Origin of the sequence: Rhodococcus sp. WY5 (genome assembly GCF_018588185.1) — a bacterium.
GTDB lineage: Bacteria > Actinomycetota > Actinomycetes > Mycobacteriales > Mycobacteriaceae > Rhodococcus_F > Rhodococcus_F qingshengii.
The window spans coordinates 3,304,885-3,330,341 of record NZ_JAAMPR010000001.1; the positions used below are offsets into that span (position 1 = coordinate 3,304,885).

22 protein-coding genes and 1 pseudogene are annotated in these 25,457 nt (G+C 62.8%); 14 read left to right on the top strand and 9 right to left on the bottom strand.

Annotation, left to right across the window (positions count from 1 at the left end):
• Positions 1-101 precede the first annotated feature (101 nt).
• Together G4D79_RS15495 and G4D79_RS15500 are read left to right on the top strand one after the other, a co-directional pair.
• Positions 102-725: a LysE family translocator gene (locus G4D79_RS15495; RefSeq protein WP_003941342.1), complete on the top strand. Its 624-nt coding sequence runs from the start codon at positions 102-104 to the stop codon at positions 723-725.
• A gap of 22 nt (positions 726-747) precedes the next feature.
• Positions 748-1,584: a sulfurtransferase gene (locus G4D79_RS15500; protein WP_099698305.1), complete on the top strand. Its 837-nt coding sequence runs from the start codon at positions 748-750 to the stop codon at positions 1,582-1,584.
• A 1-nt stretch (position 1,585) separates the two neighbouring features.
• On the opposite strand, the gene G4D79_RS15505 is transcribed toward G4D79_RS15500, so the two are convergent.
• Together G4D79_RS15505 and G4D79_RS15510 are read right to left on the bottom strand one after the other, a co-directional pair.
• Positions 1,586-2,047, bottom strand: coding sequence for a DUF6328 family protein (locus G4D79_RS15505; RefSeq protein ID WP_003941357.1), 462 nt, complete (start codon positions 2,045-2,047; stop codon positions 1,586-1,588).
• Between the two features lie 13 nt (positions 2,048-2,060).
• Positions 2,061-2,879: a shikimate 5-dehydrogenase gene (locus G4D79_RS15510; protein ID WP_099698304.1), complete on the bottom strand. Its 819-nt coding sequence runs from the start codon at positions 2,877-2,879 to the stop codon at positions 2,061-2,063.
• Between the two features lie 127 nt (positions 2,880-3,006).
• Between G4D79_RS15510 and G4D79_RS15515 the strand changes: the two genes are divergently transcribed.
• On the top strand, positions 3,007-4,581 hold the full coding sequence (locus G4D79_RS15515) for a molybdopterin-dependent oxidoreductase (RefSeq protein ID WP_099698303.1): 1,575 nt from the start codon (positions 3,007-3,009) through the stop codon (positions 4,579-4,581).
• On the opposite strand, the gene G4D79_RS15520 is transcribed toward G4D79_RS15515, so the two are convergent.
• On the bottom strand, positions 4,568-5,203 hold the full coding sequence (locus G4D79_RS15520) for a TetR/AcrR family transcriptional regulator C-terminal domain-containing protein (protein ID WP_047270252.1): 636 nt from the start codon (positions 5,201-5,203) through the stop codon (positions 4,568-4,570). The genes G4D79_RS15515 and G4D79_RS15520 overlap by 14 nt on opposite strands.
• Before the next feature lie 158 nt (positions 5,204-5,361).
• Between G4D79_RS15520 and G4D79_RS15525 the strand changes: the two genes are divergently transcribed.
• Positions 5,362-6,594 carry an amidohydrolase family protein gene (locus tag G4D79_RS15525; RefSeq protein WP_099698302.1) on the top strand — a complete coding sequence of 411 codons (1,233 nt, stop codon included), beginning with the start codon at positions 5,362-5,364 and terminating at the stop codon, positions 6,592-6,594.
• 1 nt (position 6,595) lies between these two features.
• Here G4D79_RS15525 and G4D79_RS15530 read toward each other — a convergent pair.
• From G4D79_RS15530 to G4D79_RS15545, 4 genes and pseudogenes are all read right to left on the bottom strand, one after another.
• Positions 6,596-7,096, bottom strand: a pseudogene (locus G4D79_RS15530) (HNH endonuclease family protein); the annotation flags it as partial.
• Between the two features lie 26 nt (positions 7,097-7,122).
• Entirely contained in the window at positions 7,123-9,609 is a 2,487-nt protein-coding gene (locus tag G4D79_RS15535) for a site-specific integrase (RefSeq protein ID WP_235867907.1), read from the bottom strand.
• A complete protein-coding gene (locus G4D79_RS15540) occupies positions 9,606-10,865 on the bottom strand; it encodes a site-specific integrase (protein WP_011133407.1) in 1,260 nt (419 codons plus the stop codon). Before G4D79_RS15540 ends, G4D79_RS15535 begins: the two co-directional genes overlap by 4 nt.
• A gap of 387 nt (positions 10,866-11,252) precedes the next feature.
• Positions 11,253-12,173, bottom strand: coding sequence for an NADP-dependent oxidoreductase (locus tag G4D79_RS15545; protein ID WP_054827462.1), 921 nt, complete (start codon positions 12,171-12,173; stop codon positions 11,253-11,255).
• A 63-nt stretch (positions 12,174-12,236) separates the two neighbouring features.
• Here G4D79_RS15545 and G4D79_RS15550 point away from each other — a divergent pair, with 63 nt between their 5' ends.
• The 3 genes from G4D79_RS15550 to G4D79_RS15560 all read left to right on the top strand — a co-directional run bounded on the left by G4D79_RS15550 (position 12,237) and on the right by G4D79_RS15560 (position 16,722).
• Positions 12,237-15,053, top strand: a complete 2,817-nt coding sequence (locus tag G4D79_RS15550) for a DEAD/DEAH box helicase (RefSeq protein ID WP_214514244.1) — start codon at positions 12,237-12,239, stop codon at positions 15,051-15,053.
• A complete protein-coding gene (locus G4D79_RS15555; RefSeq protein ID WP_050655245.1) occupies positions 15,050-15,823 on the top strand; it encodes an SWIM zinc finger family protein in 774 nt (257 codons plus the stop codon). The genes G4D79_RS15550 and G4D79_RS15555 overlap by 4 nt, the downstream gene beginning before the upstream one ends.
• Positions 15,824-15,972: 149 nt before the next feature.
• The gene (locus G4D79_RS15560) at positions 15,973-16,722 is read left to right on the top strand and encodes a GntR family transcriptional regulator (RefSeq protein ID WP_007726130.1); all 750 of its coding nucleotides are present in this window, start codon (positions 15,973-15,975) and stop codon (positions 16,720-16,722) included.
• A 54-nt stretch (positions 16,723-16,776) separates the two neighbouring features.
• Here G4D79_RS15560 and G4D79_RS15565 read toward each other — a convergent pair whose 3' ends face one another.
• Together G4D79_RS15565 and G4D79_RS15570 are read right to left on the bottom strand one after the other, a co-directional pair.
• Complete coding sequence (locus tag G4D79_RS15565; RefSeq protein WP_019749215.1) at positions 16,777-17,235, bottom strand: glucose PTS transporter subunit IIA; 459 nt, start codon at positions 17,233-17,235, stop codon at positions 16,777-16,779.
• On the bottom strand, positions 17,232-17,462 hold the full coding sequence (locus tag G4D79_RS15570; protein WP_003941324.1) for a glucose PTS transporter subunit EIIB: 231 nt from the start codon (positions 17,460-17,462) through the stop codon (positions 17,232-17,234). Before G4D79_RS15570 ends, G4D79_RS15565 begins: the two co-directional genes overlap by 4 nt.
• A 327-nt stretch (positions 17,463-17,789) precedes the next feature.
• On the opposite strand from G4D79_RS15570, the gene G4D79_RS15575 reads away from it, so the two are divergent.
• The 7 genes from G4D79_RS15575 to G4D79_RS15605 all read left to right on the top strand — a co-directional run bounded on the left by G4D79_RS15575 (position 17,790) and on the right by G4D79_RS15605 (position 25,454).
• Positions 17,790-19,133, top strand: a complete 1,344-nt coding sequence (locus tag G4D79_RS15575) for a PTS transporter subunit EIIC (RefSeq protein WP_003941307.1) — start codon at positions 17,790-17,792, stop codon at positions 19,131-19,133.
• A gap of 2 nt (positions 19,134-19,135) precedes the next feature.
• Positions 19,136-19,405, top strand: coding sequence for an HPr family phosphocarrier protein (locus G4D79_RS15580; protein WP_003941322.1), 270 nt, complete (start codon positions 19,136-19,138; stop codon positions 19,403-19,405).
• A complete protein-coding gene (gene ptsP / locus G4D79_RS15585; RefSeq protein WP_099698300.1) occupies positions 19,405-21,078 on the top strand; it encodes a phosphoenolpyruvate--protein phosphotransferase in 1,674 nt (557 codons plus the stop codon). The genes G4D79_RS15580 and ptsP overlap by 1 nt, the downstream gene beginning before the upstream one ends.
• Complete coding sequence (locus G4D79_RS15590; RefSeq protein ID WP_099698299.1) at positions 21,075-22,316, top strand: N-acetylglucosamine-6-phosphate deacetylase; 1,242 nt, start codon at positions 21,075-21,077, stop codon at positions 22,314-22,316. Before ptsP ends, G4D79_RS15590 begins: the two co-directional genes overlap by 4 nt.
• Positions 22,304-23,083, top strand: a complete 780-nt coding sequence (gene nagB, locus G4D79_RS15595; protein WP_021334281.1) for a glucosamine-6-phosphate deaminase — start codon at positions 22,304-22,306, stop codon at positions 23,081-23,083. The genes G4D79_RS15590 and nagB overlap by 13 nt, the downstream gene beginning before the upstream one ends.
• A gap of 1 nt (position 23,084) precedes the next feature.
• A complete protein-coding gene (locus tag G4D79_RS15600) occupies positions 23,085-23,807 on the top strand; it encodes a copper homeostasis protein CutC (RefSeq protein WP_099698298.1) in 723 nt (240 codons plus the stop codon).
• Between the two features lie 129 nt (positions 23,808-23,936).
• Positions 23,937-25,454, top strand: coding sequence for a CoA-acylating methylmalonate-semialdehyde dehydrogenase (locus G4D79_RS15605; protein ID WP_003941275.1), 1,518 nt, complete (start codon positions 23,937-23,939; stop codon positions 25,452-25,454).
• Positions 25,455-25,457 lie beyond the last annotated feature (3 nt).

Here is a 25,457-nt window from a genome sequence, read left to right on the forward strand (position 1 = left end):
TGCCGAACTATATCCGGAGTCGTTTTGAACTTCCCGGATCCAGTTGCACACTCCTGGCATGAACATGTGTCTCGAATCAGCTCGGGTGTGAGGTATTTCGGATGAGTGTCGGTCAATGGCTCGCTTTCGGCTCCCTGCTATCCATCGTCCTGTTCACGCCGGGACCGGATTTTGTCCTGATCCTGCGTCATTCTCTGGCAGATCGTCGGACCGGCGCGGTGGTGGCCGCCGGTGTGATTTCCGGGCTCTTCGTTCACACCGCTGCCGCGTCACTGGGTCTCTCCGCACTTGTGGCGACACGGCCACAGTTGCTCTCCGCGCTCACATACGCCGGGGCGGCATATCTGACCTGGCTCGGCATCTCCGCGATTCGAAGTGCTTTCAAGGCCCGAGCCTCGGACGAGGGAATTCCGGCAGCGAAAGAACCGATCGCGGTCACCACAGCATTTCGTTACGGCTTCCTCTCGAACCTGCTGAACCCGAAGGCGCTGTTGTTCTTTCTCGGGCTACTCCCGCAATTCATCGAGCCGGGTGAAGGCGCAGGGCTGCGCACGTTGATGTTGGCGGGCGCGACGGTGGTCGCCGCGGCGCTGTGGTGGGCGATCGTGGTGGTGTTGGCAGCCGGAGCCGGCAAGAAGCTGCGTCGCCCTGGCGTCGGCAAGCGAATCGACGTGGTGACGGGAGTGTTGTTGGTGGGTCTCGGTGCCTTCTTCGGGGTTGCATGAGTGGTCGTGTCAGGATGGGCTCATGACACTTCCCGTGCTGATCGACGTCGAAGAACTGTCCGCTCTCATCGAGGCCGGCGCTGCGCCGCGATTGCTCGATGTCCGATGGGCGCTGGGTGATTCGAACGGCGAGCAGCATTTTCGCGACGGCCATATTCCCGGTGCGGTATTCGTGAACCTCGACGAGGAACTTGCCTCGCCGCCGTCGCCGGACGAGGGGAGGCATCCGCTGCCGAGTCTCGAAGACCTGCAGGACGCGGCGCGTCGTTGGGGAATCGACGACGGTGATTCGGTGGTGCTTTACGACGCCACCGGCAACACGGCCGCTGCCCGTGGTTGGTGGCTGCTGCGGTGGGCCGGACTCTCGGATGTCCGACTGCTCGACGGCGGGCTGCAGGCCTGGGAGTCCGCAGGACTGCCGTTGGCGGCCGGTATCGGCGAGTCCGTCAGCCCGGGCGACGTGACTTTCACCGGCGGCAACATGCCGACTGTCGACATCGACGGTGTCGGCAACTGGACGAGCGAGGGCGGTGTCCTTCTAGACGCCCGAGCCGGGGAGCGGTACCGCGGCGAGGTCGAGCCGATGGATCCCGTCGCAGGGCACATCCCCGGGGCGGTGAACGCGCCGACCGCCGAGAACATCACCGGCGACAGGCGATTCCTGGATACGACCCACCTGCGTGAGCGATTCGCCGGACTGGGCGTCGGAGACAAGGTGGCGGTGTACTGCGGATCCGGAGTGACTGCCGCGCACGAGATCGCGGCGCTCGCGATCGCTGGTTACGACGCGACGCTGTTCCCGGGCTCGTGGTCACAGTGGTCCAACGACAGCACTCGCGCCGTCGACACCGGAGCCTGAGTCAGCTCTTGGTGCGATCGATGAATGACGGCACGAGAAACCACAGTGCCGTGAACATGATCGCGGCGCACGCTGCCAAAACCTTTGCGGCAACTCCGCCGACGGCGACCTCGGCGATCAACAGGACCGTGCCGGTCATGGAGGCGGCCAGAAAGGCTATGCCGCACAGGGCGAATCGGTTGGCCACGGGCAATATGTTCTCGCGGTGCCCACGGCGGAAAAGCATGCGATGCCAGACCGCGGGTGCCATCAGGAACCCGAACGAGATGGCAACAAGGATCACCGTCACCAAGTGGATGCCGCGGATGTACGCCGACGCTTCCTCGTAGCGTTCGGTGAATGCCACGGCCAGCAGGAAGGCAAACAGGATCTGAACACCAGAGAGCGCGACGCGCAGTTCTTGCAACAACTCGTTGAAGTTCCGCGCGAGTTGTTGAGGTGGAGTCTCCCCGGTCTCGTTCACGGCGACGTGGTTCCTACGCCCGTGAGTATTCCGACGCTCGCTGGATCTGCTCCGCGCTCGGACGCACGCCGGTGTAGAGCACGAACTGTTCGGCGGCCTGAAGGGCAATGACCGACGCTCCCGTGATCGCCGTCTTGCCGAGTTCGGTCGCCAACGCGATCAGTGGCGTGTTCGCAGGCATCGCGACGACGTCGAAGACGACATCGGCGGCGCGCACTGCTTGTTCGGGGAACGACAGTGCATCTGCTTCTGCGCCGCCGGACATACCGATCGGAGTGGCGTTGATCAGCACACCGGGACGAAGCTCGCCGAGTTCGGCCTGCCAGTCGAAGCCGTACTGCTTCGCGAGCGACGACCCCACTTGCTGGTTGCGGGCGATCACGGTGACGTCGGTGAATCCGGTGTCGCGCACCGCGGCGACGACTGCTTTTGCCATGCCACCGCTGCCGGCGACAGCGACGGACAGGCTCGTGTCGACGTTGTTGTCACGCAGTAGATCGGCCACCGCCTGATAGTCGGTGTTGTAGGCGTGCAGCACTCCGGACTCGTTGACGATCGTGTTCACGGAGTCGATGGCGCTCGCCGAATCGTGCATGACGTCGATGTGCTCGATGACCTGTTCCTTGAACGGCATCGACACCCCGCAGCCTCGAATCCCGAGTGCTCGGATGCCGCCGATCGCGGCTGGCACGTCTTCGGTGGTGAAGGCTTTGTAGACGAAGTTCAGGCCCAATTCCTCGTAGAGGTAATTGTGAAACCTCGTGCCGATGTTGCTCGGTCGCCCGGAGAGCGACATGCACAGGAGCGTGTCCTTGTTGAGGTCGACGGTCATTGTCCCCACTCTAATCGCGAGTTCGGCGTAGTTCTTGATAGAGGAGTGCACCCATCCGGATGTCCCGCAGCGCCGAATGTCGGGTATCCGATCGAAGTACCACTCGCACCGACAGAGCCGAGACGACATGGTCACACAGAACATCGACGAGCACCCGAGCATCGAATCTCGTCCACCGCGTCGTAGATGGGCTGCTCACGCGATCTCCGGGGTCTTGGCCGCGGCTGTCGTCCTGGGCGTCGGTGAACTGGTGGCGCTGCCGATCAACCCGGACGCGTCGCCCTTCTACGCAGTAGGTGCGACTACCGTCGACCGAACGCCGGCGTGGGCTCGCGAGTTCGCGATCGACACTTTCGGTACCAATGACAAGCCGGCGCTGTTCATCGGAATGTCGATCTTGATCGTTCTGCTCGGTGCGGTGGCCGGGCTCCTGGAACGGCGACGCCGCCCGATCGGCAGCGTCATTCTCGTTCTTCTGGGCGCGGTTGGTGTGTATGCGGCGATGCAGCGGCCGACTGCCGATGCGATGTACGTGTTCCCGACGCTGGTCGGTGTGGTGGCGGGCGTCGCAACCTTGCGGTTGCTGATCACACAACTCGAAGTGCCGCTCTCGCCGGGCGTCGCCGACTCGTGGTTGCCTCGTCGTCAGTTCCTTCTGCTGGCAGGTGCGGCGTTGGCAGTGGCTGCGGCAGCGGGTGCCGCCGGGAAGTTCGTGGGTCAGCGAATCGCCGGAGCAGTAGCGAATCGTGAAGACTTTGTCGTGCCCACCGCCGCTGACCCGGCGCCGCCGATCCCGTCGGGTGCGGATATCGCAATTGCGGGTGCGTCGACGTACATCACGCCCAACGACGACTTCTACCGAATCGACACGGCACTCCTCGTTCCGCAATTGACGACGGATTCGTGGGAACTGCGGATTCACGGAATGGTGGACCGCGAGATGACGTTGTCGTTCGACGATCTGGTGGCGCGAACGCCCATCGAGCGGGTCATCACGCTGACGTGTGTCTCGAACGAGGTGGGCGGCGTTCTGGCCGGGAACGCGAAGTGGATCGGTTATCCCATGAAGGACTTGCTCGACGAAGCCGGTGTCCATCCCGACGCCGACATGCTCCTGTCGACCAGCGTCGACGGCTTCACAGTCGGCACCCCGGTCGAGATAGTCACCGACGGCCGTGACGCGATCCTCGCCGTGGCGATGAACGGTGAGCCGTTGCCGTTCGAGCACGGTTATCCCGTTCGGCAGGTGGTTCCGGGGCTGTACGGTTTCGTGTCCGCCACCAAATGGGTGACGGAGTGGGAGTTGACGCGTTTCGACAAGGTCGAGGCCTATTGGACCCAGCGCGGTTGGGGTGCGCAGGCACCGATCAAGACGTCGTCGCGTATCGAGGTGCCGGCAGCTTTGGCGCCGATCGAGCCGGGCCAGGTGCTGGTGGCGGGAACGGCCTGGGCTCAGCATCGTGGGATCAAGAAGGTCGAGGTTCGCGTCGACAACGGTGAATGGCAACTGGCGACGCTGGCCCAGGAGTACTCGGTCGACACCTGGCGGCAATGGTCGTGGATGTGGGATGCAGGCTCAGGTTTGCACACCGTGCAGGTCAGAGCGACGGATTTGGACGGGAACGTTCAGGTGGAAGAGCGCACTCCGCCGATCCCCGGTGGAGCCACGGGATGGCACACCAGGTCGTTCACCGTGAAGTGACGTCGGAATCCGAATGAGGTTCGGTATACAGACGAACAACGCGCTGAGCCATCCATCCGGCGATCAGGGTTCGCAGGCCGAAGTCGAACGTGTCGTCGGTTCGCAGTGGGGTCGTAGCCTCGCGCGTGATCTCGCTCGGGTTGGAGGATTGAGTCCACGCGACATCCGGCGTCGAGAGTTTCACGACGGATCCGAGAACCAGACTGTCCAGCGTGGAGATTGCGTGACGAGTGTCTGTCGAATCGAAACCCCCGTCCGAAAATGCTTGAACCAGTGCAGTATCGATAGCAAAAGTTACCTCGGTGCGGACGCTGCGTGTCATGAGCAGCGGGATGAGGCGCCAGTGCTCGACCGCAGCTCGGCGATAGGCCCACCCCCACGCGCTGATCCGTTCGCTCCACCCTGCCGGTGGGTGGGGGACAGAGATCGACGACATCACGCGGATGCGCATGAGTTCGACGATCTCGGATCGACCCGAAATATGTGTGTAGAGCGAAGACGGAGTCACGTTCAGTTGCTTGGCGATCCCGGGCATGGTGAAGTCGCCGGTCGCGTCGACAGCATCCAGAGCCGCGTCGGTGATGTTTCGCGTGGACAGTATCGGCTGGGTGGGACGCGGCATCGATTCTCCTGGTGAGGGATTCGTCAGCAATCTCGGACTTCATCGAGTGATGACAACTCCTTGATTTCGGGAGCCGATATGCATCATACTAACCGAACCCTATTCGGTATGTCGGCGGAATCTTCCGGCGATCGGTACACGTCGGAGGAACATTCAATATGTCTGTCGTATGGCTGACCGGTGCAACGATCATCGACGGCACGGGCGCCGACCCGATCGAGAACTGCGCTGTTGCCGTGGAAGATGGCCGCATCAGTGCACTCGGTGGAACGCCGCCTGCGGGGGCGGAGGTGCTGGACTGCACCGGGCTGACAATCACGCCCGGCCTCATCGACGCGCACGTTCATCTCGGTGGATCGAGCGATCTCGCACCGAGTCTGCGGCGTCAGATCTCGGTAGCCGAGCTCGCTGCAGACATGTTCGCGACCTGCGCATCGACCCTCGACGGAGGATTCACCACTGTTCGTGACTGCGGCGGAATCGACGGTGGACTCGCCGGAGTTGTCGCCTCGGGCAAGATTCCGGGTCCGCGGATCATTCAGTGCGGCCCGATCCAGTGCCAGACAGGTGGACACGGACACCTGGCGGCCGAGTGGGAGCCGACTTCGGACTGGTCCGATCATGACATCCCCGGATTACGTTGTATGTCTCTGCTTTCCGACGGTCCGCACGAGATGCGAAAGAACGTTCGCGAGACGTTCCGCAGGGGTGCGGACTTCCTCAAACTGTGTGTTACCGGGGGAGTGGTATCGACTCATGACAAGCTCACCGATACCCAGTTCACGGTCGACGAGATCGAAGTTGCCGTCGAGGAAGCCAATGCGCGCGGTACCTATGTCACGGTGCATGCCCACAACAACGAGGGAATCCGAAACGCTGTCACTGCCGGCGCGAAATGCGTCGAGCACGGCTCTGATATCGACGACGAGACCGCCAAGTTGATGGCCGAGCACGACGTCGCCTTGGTGCCGACGTTGGCTGTGGTGCAGGCGCTCTCGGACAGCGCGGCGTCAGCAGGTCTACCCGAATCGATTTCGGCTCGGATCGGCCAGATGATGCAAGGTCAGATCGACGGGCTTCTTGCTGCTCGAAATGCCAGCGTCAGAGTGGGCTTGGGATCGGACCTCATCGGTACCGATCAAACGGGCCGTGGGATGGAGTTGGTCCTGCGCGCCAAGGTCGAAACACCCATGGATGCACTGGTTTCCGCTACCCGGATCAACGCCGACATTCTCGGAATCGCCGACGAGGTCGGCACCATCGAAGTCGGTAAGTTCGCCGACCTCGTTGCCTTCCGCGGCAATCCGTTGACGGATCCCTCGATCTTTGCCGATCGTGAGCGGATCGCACTCGTCATCCAGAGTGGGCGAGTGGTGAAGGACGGCCGGTAGCTCAACAGTGAGTGGCGAGTTCTGTCAACGCCGAGTGATCCGCCCGGCTGACCGGTAAGCCGTAGGAAATCGCGACGGTCAAGTACTTGCCGGCGTAAAAGCATCGGTATGCAGGATTGGGCGGCAACCACTCACTGGGCGTGCTGTCGCCTTTCGACTGGTTGTCGGGGCCGTTGACGGCCAACAGGTTCAGTGACGTGTCGTTCGCGAACCTCATCCGAAGCGCGGGCGTCCAGGAGTTCGCGCCGAAGTCCCAAGCCGCGGCGAGTGGGAAGACGTGGTCGATCTGGACGGACTTGGCCTGGCTGCGTTCGAATTCGATGCGATCTCCGGAGTACGGGTCGGTCATCGCGCCCGACAATACGACGCAGTCACGTGTTCCCGGTTTGAACACCACGTCCGAGAGATCTTGGGCCAGAACGTTGTTGCGGGTATCGCACCCGTCGTGGCCACCTGGAGCGTCCTGGTCGTCGGACCACGCGGGGCCGAAGACGCAGGCTTCTCTGAACAAGAATTCAAGCTTGGTAATCATGTGGAAGTCCTTCCCGAGATCGATCCGAATCCAGGCATTCCGAGGTCAGTTGTTGCCGATCCTCGTTTCATCGTGGCATCGACCTGTGCGAGCTTGTCCCTGACTCCGGTGTAGCTGACCTGCAGTCCTTCGACTTCACCCAGCCAGCCTTCCTGTTTGGCTTCGATGATGCGGGCTTCGAGGTTGTCTCGGATTTCTTCGAGCCTGCCTCGCTGCGTTGGATCCGGCCGCAGGAGTGAGCATCTGACGCAAGCATGCTCATGGATGCAGGGTGTGCCGAACGACCGTGCGCAGGTCCCGACCGATACTTTCCGCTTCTCGAAATGAGACAAGAACGCATCCCATTCCTCGTCGGTCGGTGTCCGGTATTCCTCACTGGGTCTCATCGAACGACGACGCGCGATGAACGCTCGATGCGCTTCGATCGTTTCCGAGGGGTAGACGGCCTTGTAGCCCATCGTCGTGTCAATTGTCTTGTGCCCGCAAATAACCTGTGCGATATGGGGTGGCAGGCCGTTCATGATCGCGTCGGTGACGAATATTCGCCGGAAGTCGTGGGGCTGAAACATCAACGGATCGCCACTGGCATCGGTGAGAGCTGCCACGGTGAGCGCATTGATGAGGAGCTTGCGGACGAAACTCGGTGGGATCGCTCGGCGTTCGTTTCCGATTCCCCGCTGAAAGAGCAGCGGCATCGGCGGATTCCACAGCTTCTCCTGCGTATCGTAGGCAGCCACGAGCGGTATCGATCCGTTGGGTTGCCGCGAACGCTGAACTACCGCACTGAGGACTTCCGCAAGCTCGGGACTGACCAAGATCAGCCGCTCGGTATCGGTCTTCGATGGAGCTATCTGCAGCAGCGGAACCAGTTCACCGGTACTAGGTAGTCGATATTCGGTGATGCTGTGGTGACTGAGCTCGAGGAGCTCTTCATGACGGATACCGCTGAGCCGCAACACTTCGATAGTGGCGAATGCCCAGAATGCTTCCTCGTCCTCGTAGGTGAGATCGCGGCGAACACCGGTAACAGTATTGTCGGCCCATACGACGCGGCCAGTTCCCCGACGGATCAAGGATCGTCGCAGTTCTCCGTCGGTTCCCGCGATCACCTCACCTGGTTCGGTGTTCTGCGCCGCAACAAGTAGAGCCGCTGCGGCCGCGCGGCGGTCAGCGGCGGACCGAACCAACTGAGACAGGACAGGCAACCGCTCGCGAGTGCGCTGATCCATCCGCGCTTTACGGTGTTTGAGTTCCTTGCCTCTTTTGACCTCGGCGTCGCTGATCGGGCAGGGCGCCACCCACTGCGCCCAGCGGGACGGATCTTCGACGGCCCAGTGCGCGAGGTCGAGATAGAACGCACGCACTTGCAACAGATTGTCTTTGTAATTCTTTCGGGGCGAAGTTGTTTCGTGCTTTCGTCCCGCCGCGTCGACGGCGGTGCGTGTGATCGATCTCAGGTCGTCCTTCCATGCTCGGGCAACGTCAGGCGGCAGCGCCAGGGTGTCGATACCGGGGGCGAGTGTCTCGACGCGGCTCCAGAACAGCCCGGCGAGTCCTCGGGCACGAGAGTTGAGACTGGTGTAGTCCAGCGCGGGTTGACGCTCGCGCAGATAGTCGATGAGCAGAGCTCGGATCGGTTGGTTCTCTATCGGGTAGCGGTCGACGAGTTGTTCGATCGTCAACTGTCCGACCGGAGCGCCGAACGCACGGATGCTGTGTGGTGCATCCTCGGGAAAGATGCCCATCGCACGTAGTCTCAGGTAGAAATCGATCTTCTTCTGACCGCGGCGGGAGTGCACCTGCGCCATCGTTTCGATCAGCTCCACACAATCGCCGACAGTGATCTCCGCGACCGTCCCGCCTTTGGATACCAGCAGAGTCGCGATTCTGGTCGCTGCGATTCGTGCATCGTCTCGCGAGGTATCCGGCTGAGTGGCAGCAAGCTCGTCCAACCGCGCGAATCCGTCCGGATCTCGCAGCTTTGCCATCATCGGCGCGAGAAACGGGTGCGCCCGAGAGAGCATCCACGGCAACTGCGGCCGGATCACGTCCAGGCACAGCAACATCAGCAGTCCTGCAGCCAGATCGTTGCGATCATGTCTGACAGGGCGCCCGTGTCCGGCAATCCATTCCACCGGGAGATCGGCCCAGGAGGTTGTCGCGCCGTAACGAGACCCGCGGATGTTCTCGGCGCCGCTGGCGAGCCACCGGGCTTGCCAGGTATCGCCTGGCACCGAAGCCAACCAGGTCAGTATCTTGATCACGCCCCGGTGCCGTCCGGCTCGGGTGGTGACCGCAGCCTCAGCAAGCACCGAGCAGTTCAGTCGGGCCTCGACCTCCTCAGCAGAGGCAGCGGTGTGCGGCCACCAGAGTTCACCTTCGCGTGGTGGAAACTGTTTGTGCAGTTGGCGAATCCTCGAATGCGGCACCGGTGTGACCTCGAAGCGTTCCGGGCGGGTCATGTGCTTGACGGCAGTGCTCACAACGGCCTCCCGAACAGCACGCTCAACGCTGCCGGATCGTATCCAGGAGCAGGAGGCGGCGACGGAGCCCGCGGATGTTCCCGCTGATCAGCAGTACGAGCGTGGTGGGCCAGGACGCTGGCGATCACCTCGTCCTTATCGGGTGTCAGATAAATTTCGGTCGTCGACAAATGGGCGTGCCCCAACACCTCTTTGACCTCCACCAAGGACAAGTGCGGGTCGTTGGCCATCCGCCTCGCTGCACTGTGACGTAAGTCGTGCAGAGTCCAATCCGAACCGAGGGTAGCATTCGCACGCTCGAACATCCGATGCGCCGCATGGTAATTCAACGGGCGGCGAGGCCTTCGCAGTGTCCACCACAACGGTTGCATCCGTCCGAGTGGCACCTCGCCCCGCAACTGCTCCTGATACAACCGCAACCAGACGAACGCGTCCGCCGACGCGGGTACCTGCTCCACCGCACGTGTTCCCTTGCGCACCACAGTAATCAACTGCTGCCCCGGGTCGACATCGCACTCGCGGACTCCCAACAGCTCCGACGCTCGCACCCCCGATGAAATCCAGAACGCCACCAACGCCCGGTCCCGATCCGACGACAACGCCGCGAACAACTTATCGAACAGATCCTCGGGAATCGCTCGGGGAATCCGCTGCGAGACCCGAGGCCGGTAGCGCCCCACACGCTCAGGTGCCCAATGATCCATCGGATTGTGGTGCGCATGAGCCCGTCTCGACCGGCGAGAGAGATCGAGAGGGAACGGATTCAGAAGCGGGCCAGTCCCCGCGTCCCGATGAAAATCGTAGAAACTTCGCAGCACCGTCTCACTGTGCGCCACTGTCGCCGGCGAGTACCCGGCCCCCAGAGCCGGTTTGCCGGTGACAGGATTCGGCGATGCCGCAGCAGTAGCAGCCGCCTCGGCGCTGGCCGGCACCACTGATCCTTGTCGTGCCTTCGCCGTCAACTGGATCCAACAACTGAAATCGCGGGCATCGACCCGATCGGCACGATCCCACGCCACGTCCACAGCGTGAAGGAACCGCCACCATCTGAGCAGATCCATACCGTACGAACGCACCGTCGCCACCGACCTCCCGGAAGCGATCAGCTCCCGGAAGAACACCTCGACGGACTCCACTCGTTCACCGTCGCTGCCCTGCAAGACGTAAGGCTCCGCCGCCTGACCTGTCGCTATCAACCGACCCACTCGGGCCACCACAAGCCCCGACAGATCTCTCGAACTTTCCCCTTCGCTCATGTCCGCAAGCTACCGACCCACATCGACCCCACCCCTTCAGACCTGCACCATTCGGCATTTAGTTCAGTCAACGGGGCCTCGCCGTTACCGCAGCCGCGCTGGTATCCACCCGGATGTGGTCGGGTGTCGACAATCGCTGTCCGGGACAGCAACTCTTCCAGTTCCGATCGCGTGGGGCTGCCAGGGGCCGACTCGAGACGCTCGTCCCCGAACCATCCGCAGGACGCGACGAGACATACGAGCGCGAGCGTCGACAGGATCGCAGATAACCGTGCAACCACCTGTGCCCCGTCCGTCGTAGACGGTGATTGAACGCCGCCCGTCGTAGACGGTGATTCAACGCCGTCCGTCGTAGACGGTGATTGAACCATCGTGGGCCGACAGGAATCAGCCGAACTCGATCACCACTTTGCCGGCGGCATGGCCGTCTTCGACTGCAGCGAGCGCTTCCCCAGCGCGGGAGAATGGGTACCGCCCGGACACGGACGGGTCGAGGATCCCGTCGGCCACGAGCGCCGCGACCTCCGTGAATACTGCTGTAGTTCTTCGGCGTTCGACACCACCGCCGCCGAGTCGGCTCGCAGCCAGAGGATCGGCGATGCTCAGGATCGGTGCGTCCGGTCGGGCGAGCTCAGCGCCGCGAGTGAGAGTGTCCCCGCCGACCAGGTCGAAAACCGCGTCCACTCCGACTGGGGACAACGCGGACACGTCGTCTGCGAAGCCGTCCCCCGACGCAACCCAACGTGCTCCCGCTTCCTCGATCGCGGTTCTCTTGGACTCGCTCGCGACACCGATCACGTTGATACTCCGCGCCAGAGCAAGCGCGATCGTGCTGCGACCAACGCCGCCGCCGGCGCCGAGCAGCAGGAGTGTCGCCCCGGGTTTCAGACCGAGATCGTGGAGTGCGTCGTAGGCCGTTCCTGCCGCAACCGTCAGCACTGCGGCATCGGCCCAGGACACGGTAGGCGGCTTGTGTGCTGTCGAGGAGACGTTGAGCAATGTCGACGCGGCGTAGCCGCCGAAGCCGGTCGCGGTAGCGCCGAACACTTCGTCGCCGACCTCGAACTCGGTGACCCGCGGACCTACTCCGATGACAACACCGGACACTTCGCGGCCCAGAACCGCAGGCAGCGTCACCGGGACAGTATCTTTTCGAGTACCCGCGCGAACTTTCCAGTCAGCGGGGTTGACGCCCGCCGCTCGGACCGACACCAGCAGTTGGCCGGCACCCGGTGGGGGCAAGGTGACGTCGAAGTAGGACTGTGTGTCGGGTCCGCCGTACTCGGTGAAGCCGTATGCCGTCGTCATGCCTGCCAGCCTATTGCCCGGTAGGCGGGAAGTGGTGTCGGTGGCACCTGATTGGATGGTCGGATGCTGCATGGACTCTGGTCACCGGGATCGGGGCTCAAACTGTGGGTCGACGGGCACGACGGTGCCGGGACCGACGATCCCCGTGATCCGGTCAGTGCTGTCCTGCATCGCAAGTTCCGTCATCGTGTGAATGTCGCTATGCCGCCCGTACCTGGCGGGCCTTTGCAGAGTGAGTACGCAGCTGTTGCGTTAGCGCCGCCGGACGCAGTCGATCTCCTGCTGCGGTTCAAGGCCGACGATCAGCGAATTGCGGGAGACCTGCACTTTCTCGTACATGTGGCGCGAGGAATAGACCGGTGGGTGCGCGCCGGACGGGTGGTCCCCGCACTGACGCGGGCTGAAGGAAGTTGGTGGCCACGCTGGCAGTTGTCGGTGGGGGAACGCCAGCGCGCCTGGATCGGCGAACTGGTAGTGGCGATGCCGCCGGTGCAGCGGGCGGTCGGTTCGCCGAGGGCGACGATCGAAGACATCACGAACGAACTCACGGACCCGATCGTCCGTCGTGCTCTCGGGGACTCGCATCCGGTGGTGCAGACCCCGCTGTGGCAGGCCGTGTTGTCCGGGGATGCTTTCGACGACGTGTCGGTACGAGCGGCCGAGGGACTCGCCGAATGGGGGTCGACGTTCACCGCCGGAGAGCCGGACCTGGTTCTGCGGCTGATCGAGCCTGAACTCGACGACAATTCCGATCCCGACGACGATGCGCTGTGGCGTCTGCACGTGTGTTTGCGTCCTGAAGGTGAAGCGCCCGAACGTGTTCGACTGCACCGGGCCGATCCCAAACGTATCCAGCTCGGCAGCCGCAAACTCGAAGAGGCAATCAAGGCTTACCCACGTTTTCGCGACGTGCCGCGCGACGAGGACAGTCTCGACCTGTTGCTGCCCACTCCTGTAGTGATGGACCTGGTCGGACACGGCGCGATAGTCCTGCGAGAGCGAGGGATCACGCTGCTGCTTCCGCGTGCCTGGAACGTGGTGTCTCCATCCCTGCGTGTGCGGGTGACCTCGGCGGCGTCTCCGATCGTTGCGGAGAATCGTACGGTCGGTATGGACCAATTGCTGGAATACGATTGGGAATTGGCGCTCGGAGACAAGGTACTCACCGCCGAGGAAATGACCCGACTGGTCGATGCGAAGTCCGATCTGGTCCAGTTGCGCGGCGAGTGGGTTCAGGCGGACAAAGACGTCCTGGCCCGCGCGGCTCGTTTTGTCAGTCAGCGGCATTCGAGCGGGGACCGAGCGATCGTCGATCTGATCAAGGACTTGATCGCCGACGACCTCAAAGACCTGCCGGTCGAGGAAGTGAAGGCAACCGGATGGGCCTCGGCACTGCTCGACCAGTCGGTGGCTCCGCGGCAGGTCGCGGTACCGTTGACGGTCAACGCGACTTTGCGTCCGTATCAACGACGCGGTCTCGACTGGTTGGCGTACATGAGTGCTCTCGGGCTCGGCGCTGTTCTGGCCGACGACATGGGTCTGGGTAAGACGCTGCAACTGTTGGCGTTACTTGCGCACGAGAAGTCCAAGACAGCAACCCTTTTGGTGTGCCCGATGTCGGTTGTGGGTAACTGGCAGCGTGAATCGGCGCGATTCGTGCCGAGCTTGCGCGTCTACGTTCATCACGGTTCGGATCGCGCTACCGGGGCGGAGTTGGAACAAGCAGTTCGTGAGAGTGACCTCGTGATCACCACCTACGCGCTCATGACCCGCGACGTCGCGGCCCTCAAGGATCTCGACTGGCGGCGCGTGGTGCTCGACGAGGCTCAACACATCAAGAACGCCAAGACATCTCAGGCCCGCGCTGCTCGCAGCATCCCCGCGGATCATCGCGTTGCTCTAACCGGAACGCCGGTGGAGAACCGACTGGACGAGCTGCGGTCAATCCTCGATTTTGCCAATCGCGGTGTACTCGGCTCGGAGCAGATGTTCCGCAAAAGGTTTGTCGTACCGATCGAGCGGGAAAAAGATCAGCTTGCCGTCTCGCGACTGCGAGCCGTCACGTCCCCCTTTGTGCTGCGGCGCGTGAAGACCGATCCCGCCGTGATCGCGGATCTCCCGGAGAAGTTGGAGATGACGGTTCGAGCGAATCTCAGCGAAGAGCAGGCCGCGTTGTACCGCGCCGTGGTGGACGAGATGATGGCGCAGATCAAGGGGACGGAAGGGATGAAGCGCAAGGGCGCCGTCCTGTCTGCGCTGACCAAACTCAAACAGGTGTGCAATCATCCCGCGCACTTCCTGCGCGACGGTTCGCCGGTGATGCGCCGCGGGCAACACCGTTCGGGAAAGCTCGGACTGGTCGAGGACATCGTCGAGTCGGTCATCGGCGACGACGAGAAGGTTCTGTTGTTCACACAGTTTCGTGAGTTCGGCGAATTGGTGGTGCCGTACCTGGCCGACCGGTTCACCACCGAAGTTCCGTTTCTCCACGGCGGAGTGTCGAAAGCCGGGCGCGACGCCATGGTCGAGGCATTCCAAGGTGAAGGCGGCCCGCCCATCATGGTGCTCTCGCTCAAGGCCGGCGGCACGGGTCTGAATCTCACGGCGGCCAACCATGTGGTTCACCTCGACAGATGGTGGAACCCGGCGGTAGAGAACCAGGCGACGGACCGTGTCTTCCGCATCGGTCAGAGAAAGAACGTTCAGGTACGCAAGATGGTGTGCGTCGGAACCTTGGAAGAGCGAATCGACTTGATGATCGCGAGTAAAAGTGAACTCGCCGAACTTGCAGTCGGGACCGGTGAGAACTGGGTGACGGAGATGAGCGTCGAGCAATTGGACGAGTTGTTGCGACTCGGCGACGACGCGGTGGGCGAATGAGTCCGCGCGGCAAGGGCCCCGATTTCAGCGAGTACACCGGGTCCCGACGGCGAGCACCCGCGCCGGTCAAACCTCGTCCAGCGTTCGGGAGAACATTCTGGGGCAAGGCTTTTGTCCGCGTCGTCGAAGAGATCGGCGACAAACCTCGTGTCACGCGTGGGCGAACGTATGCGCGTTCGGGTCAGGTTTTGGCGCTCGACATCGAACCGGGAGTGGTGACGGCCGAGGTTCAGGGCAGCCAACTTCAACCTTTCGTTTCCACGCTGTCGATCGACACTCTTGATCAATCGGATATCGACGACATCATCACCAAGATCCGCCGAGTGCCGGGAAGCCTTGCCGCGCTGGTGTCCGGCACTGTCCCGGACATGCTTGCTGCCCAACTGATACCGGACGGCCCGTCGGCTTTCCTGTTCGACTGCACCTGCCCCGATGTCGGCTGGCCGTGCAAACACGCTGCGGCCGTGGCGTTCTTGACCGCGGAGCGAATCGACACCGATCCGCTCAGGTTGCTGAGACTTCGCGGGGTCGACCTGGAGCAGTTGATCGGGGGAGTAGAAGACGAGTTGACTGTTTCGGTGGACGTCGAGAATTGGTTCGGAATCGCGGCTGCCCTCCCTGCGCTACCGAAGGTGCCTTTTCGCGCGGCGATCGACGATCTGGATATCAGGCGGTTGCGCGAGGCGGTTGCGGCATTGGGATTGGACATGGCTCAGCAGAACGTCGCCTTGGACGAAATACGGTCCATCTACCGACGGTTGGACGGTTGAAATCGGACAACTCCGGACTGGTGCTAGTTTCCTGTCGTAAATTCCAGTATCGTTAATTGGACCGGTCCGGTCGGGACCTGCCTGCGATTTCAGGTCGTTGTCGTCGGCGAATAGACGACTATTCATTTCTCGGAGGGACAGTCGCTGTGATGCCCGTTCATTTGCGCGACAGCGCAATACCCAAACACGAACAGTTGCGCACCATTCTCCTGCGCAAGTGCACCCAAGAGCTCCAGCCTGGCGACTTGATGACCAGCGAGCGAAACCTGATGCAGGACTACGGCGTCAGTCGGATCACCGTTCGCGAGGCAATCGGGCAACTGGTCAATGACGGACACCTCGTTCGCGTGCGTGGCAAGGGAACCTTCGTTGCGCACCGTGCTGTCCAATCCAAGCTGCACCTTGCATCCTTCACCGAGGAAATGCGCGCCCAGGGGCATCACCCCACGACAGTGGTCCTGGTCAGCGAACAGGGGCCGGTCCCCGAAAACACTGCTGCCGCACTGAATATGCGACCGGGTTCCGACGGTTACCACGTCAAGCGCTTGCGCCTTGCCGACGGCGAGCCGGTGAGCGTGGACGACGGCTGGTTCAATCCCGAACTGTTGCCGGGTTTACTCGACATGGACTTGACGGGTTCGATCTATCGGGCAACCGCCGACAAGTACGACAAGCCGATCGATCGGGCAGAGCAGACAGTCAGTGCCGATGGTGCCAGTACGGAGATCGCGACTCTCCTGGGCACTCGTAAGGGCGCTCCGGTTCTGTACTTCGATCGAGTGTCGTTCAGCGAGATCGCACCGGTCGAGCACACTCGCAGTTGGTACCGATCCGACCGCTACCAGTTGCAGATGGAAGTCCAGGGCCAAGCGCGGCCCAAAACGCGCGGCGACCAATAGTCATCGTTCGAAGCGAAAGGGCGAGCACACCTTCCGGTGTGCTCGCCCTTTGCGTTACGCCGACCAGTCGAACAGAGTGTCGCCAGTGGCGACGTCCCCACCGACGGAAGGGGATTCGACGGTGTCCGGTTTGGAATCCATCACGACTACCGGGCAGATCGCCGAGTAACCGGTCGTGTCGATGTGCGCTGGATCGAAGCTGACAATGGGATCACCCGCATCGACGGTGTCACCCTCGGCGGCGATGAGGGTGAATCCGTCGCCTTCGAGCTTGACCGTGTCGATGCCGATATGGACCAGCACGCCGGTGGCTTTCTCGCCGAAGATCACGAACGCGTGGGGGTGAAGTTTCAGGATCTTTCCGCTGATCGGCGCCACGACCGTGAGCGGGCCCTGACCGCGGGCGGGTTCGATCGCGACGCCCGAGCCGACCATCTGCTGAGCGAACACCGGGTCCGGTACGTCAGCGAGTGCGACGACCCGACCGGGGAGCGGGGCGAGGACGACCGTCACAGGATGTCCTCGATGTCCTCGGCAAGGGTGTCGGCCTCGGGCCCGACGATGACCTGGACAACCGTTCCGGCCTTGAGTACGCCGTGTGCGCCGGCAGCCTTGAGAGCGGACTCGTTCACCTTCGCTCCGTCCTTGACCTCGGTACGCAGGCGGGTGATGCAAGCCTCGATCTCGACGATGTTCTCTGCGCCGCCGAGGCCTTTGATGATTGCTTCCGCTTTCGACATTTGCTGCTCCTGATTGTCGGGTTGGTCGTGATCGTTGAACGGTCGTGCAGGTGGGCTGACTAGTTGCTGGTCAAGGCTATCCCGGTTACGTATGTCACATTTGGGTGTTGACAAACCGCCTCCACCAGGTAAAACTACAACTGGTTATGACCGGACAGTACCCGTTGGAAGTCCGGCTCCACAACAGTTTCGACAAAACGGTTTCGGCCTCACTTCCGAGCAAGAACCGTGACCTGCATTTTCACGAAACCTGCACGTGTACGACACCCGAATTTCCAGAACCAGCGGCCGATCGCGACGCGGCCCGGCGAACGAAGAAGGTCCTTGATGACTCTCGAAGACACCCCGAAGAAGGAATCGAAAGTGTTCGCCGGGGTTCAACGCCTCGGCCGAAGCTTGATGCTTCCGATCGCCGTTCTGCCGGCTGCGGGAATCTTGCTCCGCCTCGGCCAGGACGACCTGCTCGGGCGATTCAGTTCGATGCACAGTGCTGCTGCAGTGATCTCTGCGGCAGGACAAGCAGTCTTCACGTGGCTGCCGCTGATCTTCGCCGTCGGTATCGCGATCGGCTGGGCCAAGAAGGCCGACGGATCGACTGCCTTGGCAGCCGTCGTCGGCTACATGGTGATCGACGGCGTGTTCAAGGCGATGTCGCCGATCGTCCTCGAAGGGAAGACGGACCCGAACGGGGATCAATCCCTGATCAACTACGGTGTGCTCGCCGGTATCGTGATGGGCTTGCTGTCGGCGATCTTGTGGCAGCGGTTCTATCGAACGAAGCTTCCCGATTATCTCGGGTTCTTCAACGGGCGCAGGCTCGTTCCCATCCTGACAGCGATCACCGGTCTTGTGGTCGGTGTCCTGATGGCATTCGTGTACCCCTTGTTCAACTCCGGCCTCAACTGGGTCGGTGAAGCAGTTGCTTCCAATACCGTTGTGGGCGGCGGCATTTACGGCGCAGCGAACCGCCTCCTGATCCCCACGGGCCTGCACCACATCTTGAACTCCGCCGTGTGGTTCCTGATCGGCGACTACCAGGACGCGAGCGGTCAAATCGTTCGCGGTGACCTCAACCGGTTCTTCGCCGGCGACCCCTCCGCCGGTACGTTCATGACCGGCTTCTTCCCGATCATGATGTTCGCCCTCCCCGCTGCAGCCTTCGCAATCTGGCGCAACGCCAAGCCTTCTCAGAAGAAGCTCGTCGGCGGCATCATGCTCTCCACCGGCCTGACCGCATTCCTCACCGGTATCACCGAGCCGCTCGAATTCTCCTTCATGTTCGTCGCGTGGCCCCTGTACGTCATCCACTCGCTCCTGACCGGAACGTCGATGGCCTTGGTCAATGCGCTCGGGATTCACGACGGATTCACGTTCTCCGCAGGCTTCTTCGACTACGTGTTGAACTTCGGCAAGGCAACCAACGCATGGATGTTGATCCCGATCGGACTCGGCTACGCCGTGATCTACTACTTCCTTTTCAGCTTCGTCATCAAGAAGTGGAATCTGCGCACGCCAGGACGAGAAGAAGAGGTCGAGGTGGCTGCAGGTGAGCCCGACCCAGCGCTGCTCGAAGCCGAACTGGCACTGGCTGCCGAAGGTGACAGCCGCACCGACGCCCCGCTCGTCGCCGAACTGGAAAACAAGCTCGACAAGGAACTGGAAGGACGCTGAACATGGCGATCGCAACCACGACAATCGGATCCCGCGTCGGACTCCACGCACGACCCGCAGCGCTCTTCGCGCGCGCCGCAGCCGATCTACCGGTAGACGTCACCATCGCGCTCGGCGACGGCGAACCCGTCGATGCCTCCAGCATGTTGTCTGTCATGACTCTCGGTGCAGCATTCGGGGATTCGGTGACCTTGCGTGCTGACGGTGACGGCGCCGACGCTGCGGTCGGTTCGCTCGCAGAGCTTCTCGCATCCGAACTGGACGAAGCCTGATGACGGCGAGTGTGGACAACCGCATCGCGGGTATCGGAGTGAGCGCGGGTTCGGTCTGCGCGCCGTGGTTGCGATTCTCCACGCCTGAGCCGACCTCGGCGGCGGACCCGATCACGGGCAGTCCCGAGGCGGAGCTGATCAGGATCCGTGAGGCACTGGACGTCGTCGCGGAGGAACTGCTCTCGCGTGCAAAGACAGTCGAGGGCGTCTCCGCGGAGATCCTGACGACGTCGGCTGCGATGGCGCGCGACGCGGGCATCGTGAAGGCGGCCAAGGCGAACCTGGAATCGGGGCTGCCGACCGCACACGCCGTCGCAGTTGCCTTCGACGCCTTCTGTGAAAAGCTCACGGCGCTCGGCGGGTACATGGCCGAGCGGGCAACGGATTTGCGCGATCTCGGGCAGCGAGCCGTGGCCGTTCTTCGAGGGGAGCCGATGCCCGGAATCCCCGCTCCCGGTCATCCGTACATCCTGGTGGCGCGCGACCTCGCTCCGGCGGATACAGCGACGTTGGGCAACAGTGACGTGGTCGGATTGTTGACTGCCGAAGGAGGTCCGACCAGCCACACCGCAATCTTGGCGAAGTCGCTCGGAATCCCGGCCGTGGTCAACTGCTCGGGAACCGATCTGCTGGCGGAGGGAAAACTCCTCATCCTCGACGGCACCACCGGGACGGTCACCATCGATCCCTCGGCAGAAATGCGCGAGCGCGCTGTCCTCGAAGCATCGTTCGTGGCAGAGCAGTCGGCTTCGGCACAGGGTCCAGGACGCACGCGTGACGGGTTCGCGGTGAGGTTGTCGGCCAACATCGGAACCCTCGAGGACGCCGCGCGGGCCGGAGCGGCGGATTGCGAGGGCGTCGGACTGTTCCGTACCGAATTCTCGTATCTCGGGCGTCACGACGCGCCGTCGGTGGAGGAGCAAGCGCAGACGTACGCGTCGGTGCTCGGGCACTTCGCCGGACAGAAGGTGGTGGTCCGCACTCTCGATTCGGGTTCGGACAAGCCGTTGCCGTTTCTCGATCTCGGGGTCGAGGAGAATCCGGCCCTTGGTATCCGCGGGCTCCGTGTCGGCACGGTTTATCCCGACACGCTCATCAGCCAGCTCGACGCCCTCGCGGCGGCAGGCAATGCGACGGGTGCCGATCTGTGGGTCATGGCGCCGATGGTAGCTACGGCCGACGAGGCGAAAGACTTTGCAGAACTTGCGCGTTCGCGGGGGATCGGCAAGGTCGGAGCGATGATCGAGGTTCCAGCTGCAGCGTTGCGGGCGAAGGATATCCTCGAGCACCTCGATTTTGTCAGTATCGGTACCAATGATCTGAGCCAGTACACCTGCGCCGTGGATCGTATGGCCGGAGGCCTGGCGCAACTGCTCGATCCGTGGCAGCCGGCGGTCCTCGATCTGATCGCGATGGTCGGTCAGGCGGGCGCCGATGCCGGAAAACCAGTTGGTGTGTGCGGAGAATCCGCGTCGGACCCGCTGTTGGCTCCGGTTCTGGTCGGTTTGGGCGTGACCAGTCTGTCGATGTCGGTCCCGGCATTGGGCGCAGTTCGCGCGCAACTGGCCTCTCTCGATCTGGCGGTGTGCAAGGACATGGCCGCGGCGGCGCGGGGCGCGCGAAACCCGATCGAGGGTAGAGCGGCCGTCGCGCGGATTCGCGAGTCGGCATGAGTACATCAGGCTCGGCTACTGTCGGCGATCCGATCGTATTGCGGGGAACTGTGATCGGATCTCCGGCCGGGAGGATTCACGACGGAGTCGTCGTCGTGGACGGCGAAAAGATCAGTTGGGTCGGCTCGGCTGCGGACTATGTGGCGTCCACACCCGTCGTCGTCATTCCGGAACGCACCGACGCGGTGATCATGCCCGGCTTGATCGATGTCCACAGCCACGGCGCCGCGGGTGCTGGTTTCCCGAACACCGACGCCGATGGAGCGAGCCGCGCGGCGGCGCACCATTGCGAGCACGGCACGACCGGAATGCTGGCCAGCCTGGTCTCCGCACCGCGCGCAGATCTGGTGCGACAAGCAACGATGCTCGCCGATCTGGTCGAACGCGGAGAACTTCTGGGTATCCACCTCGAGGGGCCGTTCATCAACGGCGTCCGCTGCGGTGCCCAGGATCCGGCGGCGATCATTCCCGGTGATCCGGATCTGCTCGAAGCCGTGTGTGACGCCGCGCGTGGGACCGTGCGGTCCATGACCTTGGCGCCCGAGACCGAGAATTTCGAAGAGTTGCTCGCGATCATGCGTCATCGCAACATCGTGCCGAGTTTCGGTCACACCGATGCCGACGCGGCAACGACGTCGGCGCGCATCGATGCTGCGGTGCACGGGGATTGGGCCGGACAGATCAGCGCGACCCACCTCTTCAACGGGATGCCGCCCCTGCACCATCGATCTCCGGGTCCCGTCGCGGCGTGCCTGGCGGCTGCCGCGAGAGGCGAGATGGTGGTGGAACTGATCGCAGACGGTGTGCATCTTGCGCCCGAGACCGTGTCGATGGTCTTCGACGCTGTCGGACCGGACCAGATCGCCTTGGTCAGTGATTCGATGGCCGCGGCGGGAATGGACGACGGCGACTACCAACTCGGTGCGCTCGACGTCACGGTTGCCGACGGTGTAGCAAGACTCGCGACCGCCGACGGCAGTTCCGGTGCCATCGCCGGAGGGACTGCAAGATTGCTCGACGTGCTTCGCAGCACTGTCTTCGACGGCGGCGTCGCGCTGGAAGATGCTGTCGCAGCGGCAACTCGGAGCCCAGCGCGTCTGCTGGGACTTGGCGACCTGATCGGATCGCTGGCCGTGGGCTGCCGAGCCGACATCGTGGTCACCGATCGTCACTTGCGCCTGGGGCGTGTACTACTCGGCGGAAAAGCCGCCGGAATGGAAAAATCATGGAAATCGTAATTCAGCCGACACCCGCGGAGGTCGACTCGACCGTCGCGGACATCGTCGAAGGCTACGTCAGAGCCGGGGCGACGACGCTCGGGCTTGCAACGGGGTCGTCGCCGATCGGAACCTATCGTGAACTGGCAGCGAGGCATCGCGATGCCGAACTCGACTTCTCGCTGGCTCGGGCGTTTCTGCTCGACGAGTACCTGGGATTGCCGAAACGCCATCCGCAGTCGTACTACTCGGTGATTCGGTCGGAATTCGTCGATCACGTCAATCTGGATCCGGCGATGGTGTCGAGTCCCAACGGTGAAGCGCCGTGCCCGGAGAAAGAGATCGCGCGATACGACCAGAGCATCGCGGCGGCCGGGGGAGTGGACGTGCAGTTGCTCGGCATCGGCACCGACGGTCACATCGGCTTCAACGAGCCAGGGTCGTCGTTGACCTCGAGAACTCGCGTGAAGACGCTGACCGAGCAGACCCGGATCGACAACGCACGGTTCTTCGACGGGGTGGACGACGTCCCACACCATGTGCTCACCCAGGGTCTCGGAACCATCAGCGATGCACGGCATCTGGTGATGATCGCGACCGGAGAAGGTAAGGCCGATGCGATCGCCGCTGCCGTCGAAGGTCCGTTGTCTGCGTTCTGCCCGGCTTCGGTGATGCAATTGCATCGCCATGTCACCGTCGTCATCGACGAAGCTGCGGCCAGTTCACTCAAACTTGCCGACTACTACCGGTATGCGCTCGAACACAAGCCGTCGTGGCAGTCCTTCTGACATGACGGTTCTGGAGCTGGCTGTGCAGGACGTGCGGGGGGCGAGGATCGCGCGTTCGGTGGGAGCGACTCGAGTCGAGTTGTGTGCGGCACTCGGCCCGACGGGGGGATTGACGCCCAGCATCGGAGTGATCGAGGCTGCGACGGAGGTGGGGATCGCGGTACACCCGCTGATCCGTCCGCGCGCCGGAGGTTTTGTGTTCTCACCCGACGAAGTGTGGGTGATGGAGCACGACGTACATGCTGCTGTGGCCGGTGGAGCTTCCGGCATCGTGATCGGCGCGCTGACAGAAGACAATTCGATCGACACCGTCGTGCTGCGCCGCATCATCGGATGCGTGGACCGGGCGAGAGTCGAGGTGACAGTACATCGTGCGATGGACGTGGTGACCGACCGTCTGACCGCGCTGGACGAACTGATCGACCTGGGCGTGACCCGCGTGCTGACGTCCGGGGGTGCGGACACTTGCAATGAGGGACTCGACGAGATCGGTCGAATGGTCGAACATGCCGCGGGCCGGATCCAGATCATGGCCGGTGGCGGAATAACCGTCGACGACATCCCGGCAATCGCTGCCGTCGGCGTCGATGCGGTGCATCTCTCGGCGCGCAAGGTTGTCGCAGTTTCCGGCGGACCTGGTGGGGGATCGGACGGATACGACGTCACCGATGCAGTAGTCGCGCAGGAAGCGGCAGCCGCGCTCCGCGCTGTGCGCCCTTATTAACCCCCCGCGGTTAATAAAGGCGCACAGCCCTTGGGCTCTAGACATACATGGACATCCAACTATAGGATGGTAGACATATTCACTGCTGCCTCCTGGGCGGTCCATACGAGCAAGGAACGGGTTAGCACAATGGTTGAAAATGCGACGGTTCACGAGTTGACGCACTTCGTCGGTGGCAAGCGTGTTCCCGGGACATCTGATCGATTTGCGGACGTGTTCGATCCCAACACCGGCAAGGTGCAGGCCCGCGTTCCCCTCGCGAGCAAGGCCGAGACCGAAGCCATCATCGCCAATGCCGAAGAGGCGCAGCAGGTGTGGGCAGCGTTCAACCCGCAGAAGCGTGCCCGCGTGCTGATGAAGTTCCTGCAGCTCGCCCAGGCCGAGATGGATTCTCTGGCCCGCCTCCTCTCGTCCGAGCACGGCAAGACCGTCGCCGACGCCAAGGGCGACATCCAGCGTGGCCTCGAGGTCATCGAGTTCGCCGTCGGCGCTCCGCACCTGCTCAAGGGTGAATTCACCGAGAGTGCCGGCACCGGCATCGACGTGTACTCCATGCGTCAGCCGCTCGGCGTCGTTGCCGGCATCACGCCCTTCAACTTCCCCGCGATGATCCCGCTGTGGAAGGCCGGCCCCGCCCTCGCCGCCGGTAACGCCTTCATCCTCAAGCCCTCCGAGCGTGACCCCTCCGTGCCGCTGCGCCTGGCCGAGCTTTTCCTCGAAGCAGGACTGCCCGCGGGTGTGTTCAACGTCGTCAACGGTGACAAGGAAGTTGTCGACGTTCTGCTCACCGACGATCGCATCAAGGCCGTCGGCTTCGTCGGCTCCACGCCGATCGCTCAGTACATCTACGAGACGGCTGCAGCTCACGGCAAGCGCGCACAGTGCTTCGGTGGCGCCAAGAACCACGCGATCGTCATGCCGGACGCGGACCTCGACGAGGTTGCCGACGCCCTGATCGGTGCGGGCTACGGCAGCGCCGGCGAGCGTTGCATGGCCATCTCGGTTGCCGTTCCCGTCGGCGAGGAGACCGCGGACGCTCTTGTCGCGAAGCTGAAGGAGCGCGTCGCGAAGCTCAAGATCGGTCGCAGTGACGACGAAGGCGTCGATTTCGGACCGCTCGTTTGCCAGGATGCCCTCGACCGCGTCAACAACTACGTGCAGATCGGCATCGACGAGGGCGCAACGGCAGTCGTCGACGGCCGCGGCTTCACCCTCGAAGGCCACGAAGGTGGATTCTTCGCCGGCGCAACCCTGTTCGACAACGTCACCTCGGACATGCGCATCTACAAGGAAGAGATCTTCGGACCCGTCCTTCAGGTGGTCCGCGCTGCCGATTACGAAGAGGCACTGCGTCTTCCGACCGAACACGAGTACGGCAACGGTGTCTCCATCTTCACCCGCGACGGCGACACCGCGCGTGACTTCACCGCTCGCGTCAACGTCGGCATGGTCGGCGTGAACGTGCCGATCCCGGTCCCGATCGCGTACCACACCTTCGGTGGCTGGAAGCGCTCCGGATTCGGTGACCTGAACCAGCACGGTCCCGACTCCTTCCGCTTCTACACCAAGACCAAGACCGTGACGCAGCGCTGGCCTTCCGGCAAGAAGGAAGAGACCAACCACTTCGTCATCCCCACGATGAACTGATCG